General features: G+C 61.0%; 15 protein-coding genes. 8 read left to right on the forward strand and 7 right to left on the reverse strand.

The window, feature by feature from the left end:
• The first annotated feature begins 271 nt into the window (after positions 1-271).
• Positions 272-1219, forward strand: coding sequence for a DNA-methyltransferase (locus D0Y96_RS19970; protein WP_117303616.1), 948 nt, complete (start codon positions 272-274; stop codon positions 1217-1219).
• Here the strand turns inward: D0Y96_RS19970 and D0Y96_RS19975 are convergent.
• Together D0Y96_RS19975 and D0Y96_RS20835 are read right to left on the reverse strand one after the other, a co-directional pair.
• The gene (locus tag D0Y96_RS19975) at positions 1209-1916 is read right to left on the reverse strand and encodes a PDDEXK family nuclease (RefSeq protein ID WP_117303618.1); all 708 of its coding nucleotides are present in this window, start codon (positions 1914-1916) and stop codon (positions 1209-1211) included. The genes D0Y96_RS19970 and D0Y96_RS19975 overlap by 11 nt on opposite strands.
• A complete protein-coding gene (locus D0Y96_RS20835) occupies positions 1913-2143 on the reverse strand; it encodes a helix-turn-helix domain-containing protein (RefSeq protein WP_199480514.1) in 231 nt (76 codons plus the stop codon). The genes D0Y96_RS19975 and D0Y96_RS20835 overlap by 4 nt, the downstream gene beginning before the upstream one ends.
• Before the next feature lie 566 nt (positions 2144-2709).
• Between D0Y96_RS20835 and D0Y96_RS19985 the strand changes: the two genes are divergently transcribed.
• Positions 2710-3786, forward strand: a complete 1077-nt coding sequence (locus D0Y96_RS19985) for an ATP-grasp domain-containing protein (RefSeq protein WP_117303620.1) — start codon at positions 2710-2712, stop codon at positions 3784-3786.
• Positions 3787-3812: 26 nt separating this feature from the next.
• On the opposite strand, the gene D0Y96_RS19990 is transcribed toward D0Y96_RS19985, so the two are convergent.
• Together D0Y96_RS19990 and D0Y96_RS19995 are read right to left on the reverse strand one after the other, a co-directional pair.
• On the reverse strand, positions 3813-4130 hold the full coding sequence (locus D0Y96_RS19990) for a type II toxin-antitoxin system RelE/ParE family toxin (protein ID WP_117303622.1): 318 nt from the start codon (positions 4128-4130) through the stop codon (positions 3813-3815).
• The gene (locus tag D0Y96_RS19995; protein ID WP_117303680.1) at positions 4106-4390 is read right to left on the reverse strand and encodes a ribbon-helix-helix domain-containing protein; all 285 of its coding nucleotides are present in this window, start codon (positions 4388-4390) and stop codon (positions 4106-4108) included. Before D0Y96_RS19995 ends, D0Y96_RS19990 begins: the two co-directional genes overlap by 25 nt.
• Before the next feature lie 381 nt (positions 4391-4771).
• On the opposite strand from D0Y96_RS19995, the gene D0Y96_RS20000 reads away from it, so the two are divergent.
• Positions 4772-5893 (forward strand): carboxylate-amine ligase, encoded by a 1122-nt coding sequence (locus D0Y96_RS20000; protein WP_117303626.1) that lies wholly within the window; start codon positions 4772-4774, stop codon positions 5891-5893.
• A 37-nt stretch (positions 5894-5930) separates the two neighbouring features.
• Here D0Y96_RS20000 and D0Y96_RS20005 read toward each other — a convergent pair whose 3' ends face one another.
• The gene (locus D0Y96_RS20005; RefSeq protein WP_117303682.1) at positions 5931-6329 is read right to left on the reverse strand and encodes a (R)-mandelonitrile lyase; all 399 of its coding nucleotides are present in this window, start codon (positions 6327-6329) and stop codon (positions 5931-5933) included.
• 194 nt (positions 6330-6523) lie between these two features.
• Here D0Y96_RS20005 and D0Y96_RS20010 point away from each other — a divergent pair, with 194 nt between their 5' ends.
• The 3 genes from D0Y96_RS20010 (at position 6524) to D0Y96_RS20020 (ending at position 10581) form a co-directional block, all read left to right on the forward strand.
• Entirely contained in the window at positions 6524-6868 is a 345-nt protein-coding gene (locus D0Y96_RS20010; protein WP_117303628.1) for a PadR family transcriptional regulator, read from the forward strand.
• 15 nt (positions 6869-6883) lie between these two features.
• Positions 6884-9562 carry an ABC transporter permease gene (locus tag D0Y96_RS20015; protein WP_117303630.1) on the forward strand — a complete coding sequence of 893 codons (2679 nt, stop codon included), beginning with the start codon at positions 6884-6886 and terminating at the stop codon, positions 9560-9562.
• A 377-nt stretch (positions 9563-9939) separates the two neighbouring features.
• On the forward strand, positions 9940-10581 hold the full coding sequence (locus D0Y96_RS20020; protein ID WP_117303632.1) for an O-methyltransferase: 642 nt from the start codon (positions 9940-9942) through the stop codon (positions 10579-10581).
• 61 nt (positions 10582-10642) lie between these two features.
• On the opposite strand, the gene D0Y96_RS20025 is transcribed toward D0Y96_RS20020, so the two are convergent.
• Positions 10643-11947 carry a glycosyltransferase family 39 protein gene (locus tag D0Y96_RS20025; RefSeq protein WP_252263987.1) on the reverse strand — a complete coding sequence of 435 codons (1305 nt, stop codon included), beginning with the start codon at positions 11945-11947 and terminating at the stop codon, positions 10643-10645.
• A gap of 294 nt (positions 11948-12241) precedes the next feature.
• Here D0Y96_RS20025 and D0Y96_RS20030 point away from each other — a divergent pair, with 294 nt between their 5' ends.
• Positions 12242-13552, forward strand: coding sequence for a serine hydrolase domain-containing protein (locus tag D0Y96_RS20030; protein ID WP_117303634.1), 1311 nt, complete (start codon positions 12242-12244; stop codon positions 13550-13552).
• Positions 13553-13747: 195 nt separating this feature from the next.
• Positions 13748-15199: a dihydrolipoyl dehydrogenase family protein gene (locus D0Y96_RS20035; protein ID WP_117303636.1), complete on the forward strand. Its 1452-nt coding sequence runs from the start codon at positions 13748-13750 to the stop codon at positions 15197-15199.
• Between the two features lie 384 nt (positions 15200-15583).
• On the opposite strand, the gene D0Y96_RS20040 is transcribed toward D0Y96_RS20035, so the two are convergent.
• Positions 15584-16810, reverse strand: a complete 1227-nt coding sequence (locus D0Y96_RS20040) for an esterase (RefSeq protein ID WP_252263988.1) — start codon at positions 16808-16810, stop codon at positions 15584-15586.
• Between the last annotated feature and the right edge of the window lie 161 nt (positions 16811-16971).

The raw sequence follows: 16971 nt of genomic DNA on the forward strand, positions 1-16971 counted from the left end.
GACTGGCCGACCTGGGGACGAATGATGAACGAATATCTGTAAGTGAGCCAGGCGTGCGGGTGAGCACGAAGCGAGCGCCGAATACGCGCTCGCGCGGTGCGAGGGCGGCAGCGAAGCGGAAGCCCTCTGAAACAGACTGGCCGACCTGGGGACGGATGATGAACGAATATCTGTGAGATCAACGCTGCTGGTTACATGGTGATGCCCGACATTTTCATCTGATCATCGGCCCCCAATTTGCTGTTTGCTATACGCAGGTTAAGCTGTCAGAATGATGACGATGATACCCATTTTTAAAACCGCCCTAGGAGAGGTCTACGAAGCAGACTGTGTCAGCTTTCTCAAGACCGTCAGGGACGAGACCGTGGATCTGGCTTTTGCTGATCCACCGTTCAATCTGGGTAAGGAATACACATCTGGTATCGACGACAATATTGCCGATCACGAATACCTGGCCTGGTGCAGGCGATGGCTCGACGAGATGTGTCGGACGCTTAAGCCGGGCGGTTCGCTGTTTCTCTGGAACCTGCCCAGGTGGAATCTGCCCTTGGGCGCGTACCTGAACGAGCATCTGACTTTTCGCCACTGGATCGCGGTAGATATCAAATATTCTCTCCCCATCGGTCGACGCCTTTACCCGTCGCACTACGGCCTCCTGTATTTCGTGAAGGGCGACCGACCGGAGATTTTTCATCCCGACCGGCTTCCCGTTCCATGCTGCCGCCATTGTGGCGGCGAGCTGCGAGACTATGGCGGCTATAAAGACAAGATGAACCCGAAGGGCGTCAATCTGGCTGACGTATGGACTGATATTCCACCGGTCAGACATGCGAAATATAAAAAGCGCGGCGCCAATGCGCTCGCACTGAAGCTCATGGATCGCATCGTTACGATGGCAAGCGATCCCGGATCCCTTGTGTTGGATCCGTTTGGCGGTTCCGGTACGACCTTTGTCGCCGCCGAGCTCACCGGTCGCAGATGGATCGGGTCCGAGCTCCACTGCGGCGCAATTATCGAGCGTTTCCATACGCTCGATGCCGATCGCGATCACCTCGTGCAAATTCACGAGAACAAAAATCTTCTTTTCACCAGGGCCGATTTGAAGAGGCGACGTACGAACGGCAAGCCCTTGCCGTCTGCTTATCAGATCCAGGATAACGAGCTTGCGACATCCTGTGTTTGTGGAGTTGAGAAAAAGCAGATTGAGCTTACTTTTTAGTTTTGCCCTCGGCTGCGCGGCCATCGAATCCCACCTTAAGGAAATCGAAATCCTGGTCGTCAGTCAATTCGTCATGCTCGACTACCGAGATTGCCAACAGACCGCGCGGCACGCTGGCCTTCAGGCTCTCCCACATCGACAGATAGCCTGACAATTCTCCGATGTTGCCGATGCGGTCCGTCAGATGCGTATAAAGACCGCGGCTGGGCACAATCAATACGCCTACCTGAATGATACCGGCACCGAGCGCGATGGCGAGCTTGTTCATACTCCGATGTGACGAAGAGATGTTCCCGGTTTCCCATTCAATAGCGATCTGGGTTCCGTTGTCGCCCCTGGTCACGAGATCGAAGCCACCGAAATCCGATGTGATCGGCTCTCGATAGTTTTCGAGCGATGGATATAGCCGGATCGGTGGCTGCTCGCGATCACGCGCGAGATTTACTGCGCCTTCCGCCCTCCATCCTTCGATATTCTGGATGTGATCCAAGAAGCGAGCGCGCAAATAGCCAACGCCGTTGCGCAGCCACTGATTATTCGGAAGCCTGATTTTTCCCCGAAGACAAAGCCTGCCTGACCCGCGTGGATTATCGATGCTCTGAATCGAGCGCACATAACTTTCATGCAGGCTTTTCCAGTCGTCAGAACGGATGACATCGCCTTGATCGAAAAGAACCAACGTGCGCAGCCACTTCATGAGCGCACTTTCGGTATGCCATGTGTAAGCTCCGCGACATCACAGCCAAGAGCATCGCAGAGCTGGCACAAAACAGTGAAGGTTAGATTGCGAATTCCTCGCTCGACGCCGCCGACATAAGAGCGGTCAATTTCGGCGCGGTCGGCAAGCTCCTCCTGGGTCCAGCCCAGGGAAGCGCGCCGCTCTCTCAGGCGCTGGCCCAGTGATTTCAGAACAGAGTGATTCACCTATGCCAGGGTCGCTCAAATGGTGACTATGAGTCCACGGACGATGATACCCATTTAAGGTGAAGGGTAATGATTTGGATGCCGACGTCAGAAGGTCTGGTTCTTTCCTGCCCTGCCTCTCAATGACACACTGCAGGATGAACCGGGGCTGAGATCAGGCGTTCATTTACAACGGCCATCACCCGAGTGCCAATTCGAAGATATTCTGACCCCGCGCAAGACGCACCGTCGTAATGATAACGGCTGCAATGACATGGGTTGAGGCGAAGCCATCCTGCAAGTACAGTGCTCTGCCGGCTTTCTGCGGTCGCCCTTTTCATCTCATCCATGCCATGGAACAGCTCACGCTTCCATACCCTGGACGAGCAGGGCATGCTTAAAATCTTCGAGGAACGCATCCTGCAATACTGTCCGTATAAATAAATTTTGCTCCGAGGTGCCTCACCCCACCTTTTGCGGTGCGAAGAGCGGGAACCACTCTTCCCGCATTGCACCACACACCGATGTGAGCTAACGTGACCGGAGAAGGTTGCGAAAATCTGGTTTTCCCCCGAGGAGAGGCAGCGATGAAAAAGATCGGCATCCTGTTCGGCATGGAGAATACCTTCCCCGGCGCGCTCGTCGAGCGCATCAACTCCATGGGCGCGGAGACGAAGGAAGGCTCGCCCATCACCGCCGAGTTCGTACAGATCGGAGCCATCCGCCTCGACCGCCCTCCCGCCTACTCCGTCATCATCGACCGCATCTCGCACGACATCCCCTTCTACCGCGCCTTCCTCAAGCACGCCGTGCTGCATGGAACCGCCGTCATCAACAATCCCTTCTGGTGGTCCGCCGACGACAAGTTCTTCAACTACTCACTCGCCGCAAAGCTCGGCGTCGCCGTCCCGCCGACCGTCATTCTGCCGCACAAGCACTATCCCGAAGGCACCACCGAGCGCTCCATGCGCAACCTCGAATACCCGCTCGACTGGGACGGCGTCTTCGAGTACATCGGCTTCCCCTCGTTCCTCAAGCCCGTCGACGGAGGCGGCTGGCGCGACGTGCACCACGTCCACAACGCCGAGGAGTTCTTCCGCGCCTACGACCAGAGCCGCGACCTCTGCATGACCCTCCAGCGCGCCGTCCAGTTCGACGAGTACTTCCGCTGCTACGTCGTCGGCCAGGAGAAGGTCCGCATCATGTCCTACGACCCGCGCCGTCCGCACGCCCAGCGCTATGTTCTCGATCCGCCTGCGTACGAGAAAAAGCTCCTCAAACGCGTCGAGCAGGACGCGCTCAAGCTCTGCCGCGCCCTCGGCTACGACCTCAACACCGTCGAGTTCGCCGTCGAGGACGGCATCCCCTACGCCATCGACTTCATGAACCCCGCGCCCGACGCCGACCTCCACTCCGTCGGCCCCGACAACTTCCGCTGGATCGTCGACGCCGTCGCCACCCTTGCCATCCAGAAAGCGAAGACCGCCAAAGATGTTCCCGGCGCATTCCACTGGGGCAATTTCCTCAGCGCGGGAGCAAAAAGCACCGGCAAACCCGCGGCTAAAAAAGCTCCGGCAAAAAAACCGGCAGCAAAAAAATCCGTGCCGAAAAAGCCCGCGGCAAAGAAAACCCCCGCCGAGCCGCCTGCTGCGTCCGCTGAATAACCGGCCTGTTTGATTTCGATTGCGAATCAGACGGCGAAGCCGCCCTGATCGGCGATCGCTTCGATGTCCCGCGCTCCATGCAGAACGCGAATCAGAAGAATCCCCTTATCCCGTGACAGGTAATACACGGCATACATACCGTAAATCATGACGCGCAGCCCCTCGGCCAGCTGAAACCGCGCGCTTCCGGACAGTGGAAACGCGGCGAGCAGCTCCAGGCGCGCTTCAAGTCCTGAAATAAATTCATCGGCTGCAGATTCTGTGGCCTCCGTGGCCAGATAGCTCCAGATCTCAGCCAGATCGGCTTCTGCCGTTTCTGTTAAACGGACGAACGATGCGCCGATAGATTCCTCCCGCGTTCAGCGATCCGTTTTTTGCTGAACGCCGCCGTTCTGCCTTTGGCTGCATCTGCCATGCCCTGCGCAATCTCCGCCTTCAGTGCCGAGAATTTCTGCTGCTGCAGCTCGCGCTTCATCTTCCAGTCACGCAGAGCCTCGCGAATCACCTCGCTCGATGAAACGTATCCGCCCTCTTCCACCGCGTCCTTTATCAGAACCGCCATGTCTGCGGACAGCGTGATCGTCAGACGCTCGATATCAGCCATAAAGCCCTCTCCACTTTCATCATACTTCATCATACTTTTGATGCAGACAGCCGGACTCATCCGCAGCTTCCGCAGAATAGTGGCTGTTGCAGCTCGCCGTGACGGCGAAGCCATCGGGGGCTCCATTCATTGCGTCTGTTTTGCGCTGCGAGCAGGAAGCCACAAACCTTAACCTGTTTTGCGCCGCAGGCGCTCCCGCCTGGACGGCCAGTCCCCGCAGGCGCTTCTGCCAGGGCGGCCAGTCCTCCGAAGGCGCGGCCGCCCGTGCGGCCGGCACACTGGACAGCCAGTTCCTTCACTTGCGCTGCAGCCCGGCTCAGCTTACAACCATAAGCATCCGGAGCATCGGGAGAGCACCCCAGGCGACACGAGGCGCCACGCATGCGGCCATCCTTCACCATCGGCATCGAAGAGGAATACCAGACCGTCGACCCCGTCACCCGCGACCTGCGCTCCCACATCGCCACCGAGATGCTCGCCCAGGGCAAGCGCCGCCTCGAAGAGCGCGTCAAGGCCGAGATGCACACCTCCGTCGTCGAGGTCGGCACCCGCATCTGCCGCAACATCGACGAGGCCCGCAAAGATATCTGCGAGCTGCGCCGTGAGATGATCCGCCTCGCCGCCGAGCACAACCTCGTCCTCGTCGCCGGAGCCACCCATCCCTTCGCCGACTGGCGCACGCAGGAGATCTACCCCGACCCGCGCTACCACCAGGTCGTCAAGGATCTCCAGCTCGTCGCCCGCGCCAACCTCATCTTCGGTCTGCATGTCCACGTCGGCATCGAAGACCGCGAAGCCGCCATCCGCATCATGAACTCGATGCGCTACTTCCTGCCCCACATCATGGCGCTCGCCACCAACTCGCCCTTCTGGCTCGGCCTCAACACCGGCTACAAAGGCTACCGCGCCAAGGTCTTTGAAAACTTCCCCCGCACCGGCATCCCCGACGCCTTCGCCAGCTACTCCGACTTCGAAAACTACGTCAACCTGCTCATCAAAACCAACTGCATCGACAACGCCAAAAAAATCTGGTGGGACATCCGCCCCCATCCCTTCTTCAACACCGTCGAGGTCCGCGCCTGCGACATTCCGCTCCGCGCCGAAGAGACCGTCGCCATCGCCGCGCTCATCCAGGCCACCGCCGCGTACCTCTACCGCCTGCACGCCTCCAATCAGGACTTCCGCCAGTACGCGCGCCCGCTGCTGATGGAAAACAAATTCCGCGCCGTCCGCTACGGCCTCGACGGCAAGCTCATCGACTTCGGCCGCCAGGAAGAGATCGACGAGCGCGACCTCATCCGCGAATACATCGCGCTCATTGATCCGGTCGTCGACGAGCTCGGCAGCCGCGACGCGATCAACTCCATCCACACCATTCTGGAGACGGGCACCGGCGCCGACCGCCAGCTAAAGAAATTCGAGGAGACGAACGATCTCAAAGCCGTCGTCGACTACATGGCCGAGGAGACCAAAGCCGGCCTCTTCGAGGACTGCCCCGCCTGATCCTGAGCCTGAGCCGCCGTCCGCTTCGGCAGCGCGGCTATGCCCTCCGGTACTGGCCGTCCGCGACCGGCTCCATCCACTCCACCACTTTGCCGTCGAGTTTTTCCTGAATCGCGATATGCGTCATCGCCGTCGCCGGCGTCGCGCCGTGCCAGTGCCTCTCGCCCGGTGAAAACCACACCACATCCCCGGGACGAATCTCCTCCACCGGCCCGCCTTCGCGCTGCGCCCACCCGCACCCCGCCGTCACGATCAGCGTCTGGCCCAGCGGATGCGTATGCCACGCCGTGCGCGCGCCCGGCTCGAAGGTCACGCTCGCGCCCTGCACCATCGCTGGCTCCGGCGTCTGCATCAGCGGATCAATCCGCACCGTCCCTGTAAACCACTCCGACGGCCCCTTCACGGAGGGCTGCGTCCCGGCTCTCTGAATCTCCATCGTCTCTCTTCCTTTTTCTCTCTCGTTGTTTCCCGTGCTTCGAAACCCCGCAGATACGGCGCGATGGCCATCTCCGCCTTCGAGCACGATCATATCTTCCCCGCGGTCCCCGGATCGGCAGCCGCCCGGGAAAGCCATAGCCTCGCAAAATAATACTATTTACAAAATAGCTATCCATGCTAGACTCCCCAACTATGGACAGAAAACCGGAACGCCGCGACCTCTTCGCGGGAGCGCTCGAGATCATGATCCTTCAGTCGCTCCGGCTGAAGCCGATGCACGGCTATGCTCTCGTGAAGCACATCCGGCAGGCCTCCGACGATCTGCTGCAGATCGAGGAGGGCTCGCTCTATCCGGCCCTGCAGCGCATGCTCAAAGAGGGCTGGCTCGACTCCGAAGCGGGCATCTCCGCCAAGGGACGCCCCACCCGCATCTACCGTCTCACCAAAGCCGGTCTCCGCCATCTCGAGCACGAGCGCTCCAGCTTCGAGCAGATGAGCACCGGCATCAGCCGTGTTCTGGCGGCTGCCAAAGCGTAGGAGGCGCGATCCACCATGTCCTGGCTCCGCTCGCTGTTCCCGCATCGCCGCTTCGACGACATCTCCATCTCGATCGAAGAGCACATCGCCGAAAAGACCGAAGAGCTGATGGAAGAAGGCATGCCGCGCGAGCAGGCGGAGCACACAGCGCGCCGCGCCTTCGGCAACGTGACCCTCCTCCGGGAGCGCAGCCGCGAGGTCTGGCAGTGGCAGCGCCTTCTCTCGGTCGCCTCCGATCTCCGGCTCGTCTTCCGCCGGCTGTGGCGCTCGCCGGCGTTCACCGTCACCGCCATCCTCACTCTCGCCATCGGCATCGGGGCCAACACCGCGGTCTTCAGCGTGCTCGACGGCGTGCTGCTCAAACCGCTGCCCTACTCGCATCCGGAGCAGCTCGTCGCCACACGCCTCGCCGCCCCCGGCGCCGCGGGACTGGCGAATTTTACCGACGGCCTGCGCCTGTCGCCGTCCATGTACTTCACCTTCTCCGAGCAGAACCGCGCCTTCCAGTCGCTCGGCATCTGGATCAGGCACACGGCCAGCGTCACCGGTCTCGCACAGCCGGAGGAGGTCCGCGCCATATCCATCAGCGACGGTGTGCTCGAGTCCCTTGAGGTTCCACCCGCTGCCGGCCGCTGGATCTCGCACGCCGATCAGGACCCGCACGGCGCAAAGGCCGTCATGCTCGGCTACGGCTACTGGCAGCGCCGCTTCGGCGGAGACCGCAGCGCCATCGGGCGCACCCTCCTGCTCGATGCGCAGCCGCGCCTCATCGTGGGGGTGATGCCGCGCGGCTTCCGGCTCGTCGATACGGATTTCGATCTGCTCGTTCCGCTCGCCCTCGACCGCAATCGCCAGACCCTCGCCGGCTTCGCGTTTACCGGCATCGCACGGCTCCGTCCCGGCGTCAGCATCGCCACCGCAAATGCCGACATCGCCCGGATGCTGCCTCTCTGGATGGACTCGTGGTCCAACGGCCCCGGCACCGACTCGCACTGGTACGAGGCCTGGAAGATCACACCGAGCCTCCGCCCGCTCAAACAGGACGTGATCGGCAACGTCCGCAGCGTGCTCTGGGTGGTCATGGCCACCATCGCGCTGGTCATGATCATCGTCTGCGCCAACATGGCCAACCTGCTGCTGGTGCGCGCCGAAGCCCGCCACCTCGAGCTCTCCATCCGCTCCGCTCTCGGAGCGGGACGAGCCCGCATCGTCCGCGCCCTGCTGCTGGAGAGCCTGACCCTCGGCCTCATCGGCGGCCTCTTCGGTGTCGGCTTCGCGTATGCAGGTCTGCGTCTGCTGCTCCGGCTGAACCCGTCCAACCTGCCTCGCCTCGCGGAGATCTCCCTCGACGCGCCCGCGCTGCTCTTCACCCTCGCGCTCTCCCTTATCGCCGGGCTCCTCTTCGGCTCCATCCCCGCGTGGAAAATCGCCTGGGCCCCGAATCACTCGGCCCTCGGCAGCAGCCGCACCTCCGGCGCCAGCCGCGAGCGCCACCGCTCCCGCAACATGCTCGTCATCCTCCAGGTCGCTCTCTCGCTGGTCCTGCTGATCGCCGCCGCGCTCATGATCCGCACCTTCCAGCGCCTGCGCAGCGTCAACCCCGGATTCACCGATGCCGGCCATCTCCAGACCATGCGCATCTCCATCCCGGAATCCCTCATCGCCGATTCGCAAACCGTGGCGCGCACGCAGAACGAGATCGCCGACCGTCTCGCCGCCATCCCCGGCGTCCGCTCCGTCGGCTTCGCCACCGCCGTTCCCATGGATGGCATTGAGTCGAACTGGAACCTGATCTTCATGGAAGACAGGAAGAGCGAAAACGATCACCCGCCGCTTCGCCTCTTCAACTACGCCTCGCCGAACCTCTTTCACACCATGGGCACGCGCGTTCTTGCCGGACGCGAATTCACCTGGACGGATATCTACGGCGGCAAGCCGGTTGTCATCCTTTCGGCAAATCTGGCGCGCGAGCTGTGGGGCTCGCCCTCCGCCGCCATCGGAAAAAGCATTCGCGAATTCGTTCCCTGGCATGAAGTCGTCGGCGTAGTCGAAGACATGCACCAGAACGGCGTCGACAAAGACGCGCCCGCGATCGTCTACTGGCCCACAAAGCAGGGCGACTACCGCGGCGCCGACGCCACGGATTTCTCCCGCTCCGTTACCTTCGCCCTGCGCACTGACCGCGCCGGCACCGAGAGCCTTGTCGGCGAAATGGAGCATGCCGTCTGGTCCGTCGACGCAAACCTGCCTCTGGCCTCGATTCAAACCATGCAGGAGATCGAAAGCCGGTCCTTCGCCCGCACCTCATTCACGCTCGTCATGCTCGCCATCGCCGGTTCTATGGCGCTTCTGCTCGGCATCATCGGCATCTACGGCGTTATTTCCTATACCGTGTCACAGCAGCGCCGCGAGATCGGCATCCGCCTCGCCCTGGGCGCGCAGAAAGCCGCGCTGTGCTGGAGGATCGTCGGCTCCGCCCTGGTGCTGACCGGCATCGGCCTGGCCATCGGCCTCTGCGCCGCAGCCGGACTCGCAGGGCTGATGAAGTCTCTGCTCTTCGGCATCAGCCCCTTCGACCCGCTCACCTGGTGCGTGATTCCGCTCGTCCTTGCAGCCGCGGCGGTCATGGCCAGCTCTCTGCCCGCCCGCCGCGCCGCGGCCATCGATCCCGCGGAGGTGCTGAAGGCGGAATAATCCATTCCGCCTCATGCGCAACCGAAGCCGGTGCAGACCCGGTGCGCGCCTGGCGCGCCTACTGTGCCTTCACCGCCTGCGCCCACTCCATTCGGCCGCGCTCCACCAATCAGAGGCAGTGGCGCTTAGTCATGAAGTGCATGAAACAATCTGGTGGTATTGATTATCGGTATTGTATGAGCGGGTTGCTGAGATAAGGTGCAATGCAGGGAATCTTTCCCTCTTCTGGCAACTCGCTCTCTGTCCCTCTCCATTCTTCATATCGCCCCATCGCCAGCCAGAAAGAGGGAAGATCAGATAGCAATTGCGGCATTCCCGTAAAATAAAGGTGCACACCGGCGAATTCCCTCGGACGGATAACGGATACAGACGGATAAATGAGTCTTTTTCGCAAAAAACTGAAACAGGAACACAAGATCATGCAGCAGGCCGAGCGCGCCAGGGGCGTCCTTCTGCCCGAATACCATCGCGCTACGCCGGAGTGCCCCAGCCCAAAGCGCTGGAGCATGTACGACTCGATGACCGCGGAAGCGGAAGTTCTGGAGTTCCTCAGAACGCTGGTCACCACTATCAAACCGAATTTGGTAGTCGAAACCGGCTCCTTTCTCGGTATCAGCACGCTCTGGATCGCGGAAGGCCTGAAACAGAACGGCTTTGGCAAAATCGTCAGCTGTGAGCTGGATCCCCTTGTGTTTGCGAAAGCTCAGGAAAAGATCAAGGCTTCCCCATTGTCTCCCTGGATCGATCTGCGCAACGAATCCAGCCTCGAAATGAAAATTGAAGGTACCATCGACATCTTCTTCAGCGATAGTGAGATCACGCTCCGCGAACAGGAAGTACGGCAGTACCTCCCGCAGATCAACCCGCAGGGGATTATCCTCATCCACGACGCAAGCTCGCATCTTAAGACCGTGCGCGACGCCGCCCTCCGGATGGAAACGGAAGGGCTTCTCTCTGCAGTATTGCTGCCGACGCCCCGCGGCCTCGTGATTGCACAAAAACGCGAAGGACGAAAATAAGCATCGGACAGCAGAGCCCGCACAGTTTTTCGTATAAAGAAGAGGCTGCGGCAATCGCGCTTTAAGATACCGAGCGGCCCGCGAAGGACGAGCCGCGCCGCGTTGCAGACTGGAAAAGGTAGACAGTGAAGATAACAATAAGCGGCTCCAGCGGATGGCGGAAGCGGGCAGCGACGCTGACGAAATAATAAATAAGCGGCAGCAGCAGGAAGGCCCATGCAAACAACTGAGCCCCCGGCACCCGTCGTTTCAGAGAAAGCCCGAGCCCCATCAACCCGGTCAGGCTGGCAAAACAATAATCCAGCTCTCTGCCGTACTCCACGAGCGGATGATGATCGAGCGGATGAGGCACACTGACCCAGTAAAAGTAAAAACGACGCAGCGAAAGAAGCGCAAACTCCTTCGGATGCGTGCGTATCCATTGCTTCGCAATCGCGCCACGATATTTTGAGTACGCTATCTCACCCATTCGGGCATATGGAATAAAGCTTGGATCTCCCAGGGATGGCTGAATCGGCGCGCCAAGAGAAATGCCGTTGGCTCCCGTATGGTTCCACGCCCACAATTCGACTCCCAGGTTAGAGCGTATCGGCACAAATGCATGAAGAGCAATCCGGTTTCTCCACATCCAGGGAACCAGAAATGCCAGAAAGACAAGCGCAGCCAGCACAGCATCTTTCAGACCGCACTTCACAGAAGAAGTACCCTGCAAAAGCCAGATTCCGCACACCGGCAAAAACAGCAGCAGGGTAGAGTTGGAGAGCGCAATGAGTCCCCACAACGCGCCAAAGAGCAACCACTGCCCCGTGGTCTGCCGGATTTTTTCACGAGTCTCATTACCGATGCCGCGCATTTCCAGCGCCAAAACGAGCATCCAGGCAAAAAGCATCGTGGTAAGGGACATCTCCCATACCCAGTGGACCGCATACTGCATAGCAGCCGGATAAACTGCCCAGATCCATGCCGACCACATAGCGATCCTGCGGTTGTAACAGCGCGCGGCAATGCGATAAATAAAGACCGCCGTAGCAGCCGAGAAAACGCTGTTAACAGTAAGAATTATCCAGGCCGATGCTGCCGTATAGACACCGAAAAGCCGAAATATCCCTGCCAGGAGCAAAGGATAAAGCGGGGGCACCCATGCAGTTGCTCCTGTATGGCCTGCAAAAGGGTCGGCATACCCGTAGCCGGTCGCCAGAGCGCGCGCAATACGCCCCATTTCCCAGCCGAACCCGAAGTGATCCTGAAACGGACGAATCCGATAGGCATGCGCCAACGTGATATACATCACGCGCACCAGAAAACTACTCCAGAAAATCACCCATGGTGCATTGAATTGCTTTGTATTGAGGCGGAGATTAAACAAGCTTTGACCAGTCTAGCTCATATCTCCAGCTTCTGACGCAGAACCTGATGGCAGCAGTTGGCGTTCCAATGAATCGGGAAATCAGAAGCAGCGATGAAATATCTCTGTCCTGTTCAACATGGGAAATACCTTCCCCGCCCATTTCCATCTTTATCCACCTGCGGCACCAGCGCCGGATATGCTGCTGCGGCGTTCCTGGCCAGCTTTCTGCCGCCGCGCCTCTCAGCCGGCTTCTCTTTTCCTCTACAATAATGGCGCCCGAAGCACGATTTTTCCGGCACACGAAAGGGCCGCATGCCGCTCACGCGCAGAACCCTGCTTTCTCTTCCCGCCGCTCTGCCTCTTCTCAGCCTCGCCTCGTACGCAGGCGCTCAGGACAGCGCCGCATACTTCCCGCCCTCTGACGCCGCCGGCGGCTGGCGCGCCCTCGACGATCCCTCCGATATCCGCACCACCACCGGCATCGACAAATCCCGCCTCGATGAAGCCTTTCAGTACGTCCGGACCACCAGCCAGCACGGCGGCCTGCTCGTCGTCCGCCACGGTTATCTCGTCTACGAGCGCTACTTTGGACGCGGCCACCGCGACGCCAATCCCAACATGTACTCCATCGGAAAAATGTTCACCAGCGTCTGCTGCGGCATCCTGCTCTCCGAGCACCGCAAACGCTTCCCCGACGGCCTCTCGCAAAAAGTCTTCACCCGCGACTATCTCCCCGAGGCCTTGCCGCTCAAAGATCCCCGCATGGCCGACATCCGCCTCGGCCATCTCCTCACCATGACCTCCGGTATTCAGGAAGCCTACGTTCCGCCGCCCGGAGCGCCGCCCTCCGCCGCCTCCGGCCATCTCACCGCCATCGTGCACGGCGAAAATGTCTACCTTCCCTACTGGACCTCCACCGATCCCGCCGCCGACCAGATCGACTCCCAGGACGGCAGCGCCCTCCATGGCCGCATGTGGACCGCTCCCGGACAGGGCTATCTCTACTCGCGCGATCCTCACATCGCCTCCATCGTCCTCCGCAACGTCGCCGGCATGGAGCTGCAGACCTACATCGACCAGAAGCTCGCACGCTCCCTCGAATGGGGCCGCTGGGGATATGCCACCCACCGCCCCCAGGGCGATCTGCCCCACACGCCCGGTGAAGGAGGCATCGCGCTTCATTCGACCGACGCTCTGCGCTTCGCCTGGCTGCTTCTCCGAAAGGGTCAGTGGAAGGGGCAGCAGATCATTCCGCGCGACTACATCGACCAGCTCAGCCAGCCCTCGCTCTTCAATCCGCACTCGCCCTTCAGCCTCATGTTCGAGGTCAACGCCGACGGCCACGTCGCCGGTGCTCCCAGAGACACCTTCTTCAAATCCGGAGCAGGCGGCTTCGGCCTCTATGTCATTCCCTCGCTCGACATGGTGATCTACAAAATGTCCTCGCTCAACGAACAGACCTACGATCCCGCCGCCACCGGCCTGCCCCTCACCTATACGCCCGACACCTCACGCGATAACTGGAAGCCCCACCCCTTCAACCAGTTCGTCGACGGCCCTGTCGAAGGAGACACCGGCGTGCGCCGCGCCCTCGAAATGGTCATCGCCTCCGTCGTCGCCTGAGAAGGAAATCCCCGAAAACGAAATCCGGAAAAGGAAATCCCGAGAACGAAATCCCGATGCGCTGCACCGCCTCGAAACCGCCGGGGAATCCATGCGGTATTCCGTCGCGGCCTTTACGCAATTCATACGGGTCACAAAGTAAACTGACTCCGCACTCCGCAAATCTGTCACCCGGCCCGCGAAAGGATCTCTCCCATGAGCAGCACCGAAAACGCTTCCCCGCGCAATACAAAGACCGACCCGGAAGAATACGATCTCGTGATCCTCGGCAGCGGAGGCGGCGCAAAGCTCTCTGCCTGGACCTTCGCCTCGCGCGGACAGCGCGTCGCCGTCATCGAGCGCAAATACGTCGGCGGCTCCTGCCCCAACATCGCCTGCCTGCCCAGCAAGAACGTCATCCACACCGCGCAGGTCGCCTCCTATGTTCGCCGCGCCGGCGAGTTCGGCATCGCCTGCGACGGCTTCCGCCTCGACATGTCCACCGTGCGCGACCGCAAGCGCAGAATGGTCACCGGCCTCGTCGATATCCACCTCGACCTCTACCATCGCAGCGGAGCCGAGCTCATCATGGCCACCGGCCGCTTCATCGCTCCCCGCACCCTCGAAGCCTCGCTGCCCGACGGCACCACCCGCCGCCTTCGCGGCACCAACGTCGTCATCTGCACCGGCACGCACGCCGCCATCGGCCCCACTCCCGGACTCGCCGAAGCCCAGCCCCTTACGCACATCGAAGCCCTCGAGCTCGACGAACTCCCCGAGCACCTCATCATCATCGGAGGCGGCTACATCGGCCTTGAGTTCGCCCAGGCCATGCGCCGCTTCGGCAGCCGCATCACTGTCCTCGATCAGAATCCTCATCTGCTGCACCGCGAAGATAACGACGTCACCGAGGCCATGCAAAGCCTCTTCGACGACGAGGGCATCGAATCCCTTCTCAGCGCGAGCGTTAAAAAGGTCACCGGCAAATCCGGCTCCTCCGTCACCGTCACCATCGAGCAGAACGGCGTCGAAAAAAGCATTGAAGGCTCGCACCTGCTCGTCGCCACCGGCCGCATCCCCAACACCACCGGCATCGGGCTCGATGTCGCCGGCGTCGAGCTCACACCCTCCGGATACGTAAAGGTCAACGAGCGCCTCGAGACCACCGCGCCCGGCGTCTGGGCCCTCGGCGAGGTCGCCGGCAGCCCGCAGTTCACCCACATCAGCGAAGACGACTTCCTCGTCTTCCGCGACAATGTCACCGGCGGCAACCACGTCACCACCGGCCGTCAGGTTCCCTTCTGCCTCTTCACCGATCCCGAGCTCGCCCGCATCGGCCTCAGCGAGAAACAAGCGCAGGCCGAAGGCATCGCCTACCGCCTCTTCAAGGTGCCTATGGCCGCCGTGCTCCGCGCCCGCGCGCTCATGGAGACACGCGGCTTCCTCAAAGCTCTCGTCGCCACCGACAGCGACCGCATCCTTGGCTTCACCGCATTCGGCACCGGCGCGGGAGAGGTCATGTCCGCCGTGCAGATCGCCATGCTCGGCAATCTGCCCTGGACCGCTCTGCGCGATGCCATCCTCACCCACCCCACGCTCGTCGAAGGCCTGCACGCGCTCTTCTCCTCCGCGCCCACAACGCATGCGGCAGCCGAGGCGAAGGCATAGCCCGGCTTCTCACTCTCAGCCCACGGCGCGTCGTCTTCTCGGGCTGAAGGCTCCGTGGGCTGAAAGCTTTGGGGGCTGAAAGCCGCTCGATCATCGAAAGCGAAGAGCGAAAAATGGCCCGCTGCAATGCGGGCCATGAAAGTCTGCTGAAATAAAAAGAAAGAAACTGGCTGAAACGAAAGAGCGGAAAGGGTCCGCCGGCTGTCCGCGATTCTCCTTCGCCGGCGGCAAGCGGAGGAAATCGCGAAAACCCGCGCCCCCTTTGCCCGCTCCAGCTGCGGCACGCGAAGAAAGGGCCGGCCCCTCCTTCACTGCGCCTCATCTTCTAAGGATGCCGCGCCTCCGCGCCGGGTTGGCGCACGAGTGCTGCTATGGCTTCTCCGGTTACGGTTTCTCAGACGTCTGAAAGAGCAGCGGCGCAAAGTGGATCAGGTTATCCCGCCACACCAGCCACGTGTGCAGCCCCGGTATCTCGATCTGCGTTACCGGCATCTTCTTCTCTTTCAGAAACGCGACCAGCCTGCGGTTCGGACCGATCAGCCCGTCTTCGGTGCCGCACGCAATCCACAGCAGGCGAAGGTCTGCCGTCTTCGGATCGAGATCCGCAAACTGCTTCGCAAAGTCCAGCTTCTGCACCGCCGCGCTCAGTCCAATCACCGAAGCGAAGTAGTCCGAATGGGCGAGTCCGATCGTAACCGCCTCCAGCCCTCCCATCGACAACCCGGCAATCGCATGATCGTTCCGGTCCTTTGAGATGTTGTACTCCGCCTCCACGCGCGGCATCACCTCCGTCAGCAGCGCCTTCGTGTACAGCTCCGTGTTGTGGTCGATGCTCGGCGCGTCCCTCCACACATCGATTTTGCTGTGGATGAAGCCCAGGTCGCCGTAACCCAGCGGCATCACCACAATCATCGGCCTGATCTTCCCTTCGGCCAGCAGGTTGTCGAGAATGAAGTTCGCCCGTCCGTTGTAGATCCAGCCATACGACGAGTCCGTCCATCCGTGCAGCAGATACAGCACCGGATACGCCTTCGCCGGATCGTAGCGCGGCGGCGTGTACACGTAGTAGTCGCTCTGGTTGTTCGTCAGCCCCTCGACGACCGAGGTCGTGTAGTAGTGGTGATCGATCCTGCCGTGCGGCACATCGGTCGCATCCCAAAGCTCGGGCCCGTCTCCCGGAACCGTCACCATATTCGCCGGCCGCATCAGCGAGTTCGAGATCACCGGATTCGCCGGATCGAGAAACGAGATGCCGTTGATCTCGAAGTGATAGCGGTAGATGCCCGCCGGCAGCGGCGCCGACGTTACCGTCCACACGCCCTCGGCGTCCTTCTCCATCGGCAGCGGCTTCGCGACGTTCTCAATCGAGCACAGCACCGCCTTCGCGCCCGGATCACGATAGCGGAAGGTGATGGTGTGGTCGGCGTGAACCTCGGTCGAGGGAAAGCTCGGAAGCACCTGCGCGGAGAGCGGCGGCGCAAGAGGCAGAACGAAGAAAGAGAAGATAGCGAGAGAGAAGGCGGAAAGAGAGAGGGGATAGAGAGCAGCAGTCAGCAGCGCAGCGCAGAGCCTGACCGGCTTCGGCATCGAGCGGGCGATCTTTGATTCCATACGCGCCAGTGTAGCCGAGTTGCCGGCGCACACACGCGCTACAGAGCCCCGCCGCAACTTTCCATCTATTTGTAATGCCGGGTCTTCGTCATGCCGGATCACCGAGAAGCCGGGAGCCCGGCGAACAGAGTTCGCCGGTGTGATCTTTAGCCCGGTGCATG

The sequence above is a fragment of the Paracidobacterium acidisoli genome (assembly GCF_003428625.2).
Classification (GTDB): Bacteria; Acidobacteriota; Terriglobia; order Terriglobales; family Acidobacteriaceae; genus Paracidobacterium; species Paracidobacterium acidisoli.

Excerpts from the sequence above, each read along its gene's own strand:
- D0Y96_RS19970 (WP_117303616.1), top strand. The coding sequence starts at position 272 with ATGATGACGATGATACCCATTTTTAAAACCGCCCTAGGAGAGGTCTAC.
- D0Y96_RS19975 (WP_117303618.1), bottom strand. The coding sequence starts at position 1,916 with ATGAAGTGGCTGCGCACGTTGGTTCTTTTCGATCAAGGCGATGTCATC.
- D0Y96_RS19985 (WP_117303620.1), top strand. The coding sequence starts at position 2,710 with ATGAAAAAGATCGGCATCCTGTTCGGCATGGAGAATACCTTCCCCGGC.
- D0Y96_RS19995 (WP_117303680.1), bottom strand. The coding sequence starts at position 4,390 with ATGGCTGATATCGAGCGTCTGACGATCACGCTGTCCGCAGACATGGCG.
- D0Y96_RS20000 (WP_117303626.1), top strand. The coding sequence starts at position 4,772 with ATGCGGCCATCCTTCACCATCGGCATCGAAGAGGAATACCAGACCGTC.
- D0Y96_RS20005 (WP_117303682.1), bottom strand. The coding sequence starts at position 6,329 with ATGGAGATTCAGAGAGCCGGGACGCAGCCCTCCGTGAAGGGGCCGTCG.
- D0Y96_RS20010 (WP_117303628.1), top strand. The coding sequence starts at position 6,524 with ATGGACAGAAAACCGGAACGCCGCGACCTCTTCGCGGGAGCGCTCGAG.
- D0Y96_RS20015 (WP_117303630.1), top strand. The coding sequence starts at position 6,884 with ATGTCCTGGCTCCGCTCGCTGTTCCCGCATCGCCGCTTCGACGACATC.
- D0Y96_RS20020 (WP_117303632.1), top strand. The coding sequence starts at position 9,940 with ATGAGTCTTTTTCGCAAAAAACTGAAACAGGAACACAAGATCATGCAG.
- D0Y96_RS20030 (WP_117303634.1), top strand. The coding sequence starts at position 12,242 with ATGCCGCTCACGCGCAGAACCCTGCTTTCTCTTCCCGCCGCTCTGCCT.
- D0Y96_RS20035 (WP_117303636.1), top strand. The coding sequence starts at position 13,748 with ATGAGCAGCACCGAAAACGCTTCCCCGCGCAATACAAAGACCGACCCG.
- D0Y96_RS20040 (WP_252263988.1), bottom strand. The coding sequence starts at position 16,810 with ATGGAATCAAAGATCGCCCGCTCGATGCCGAAGCCGGTCAGGCTCTGC.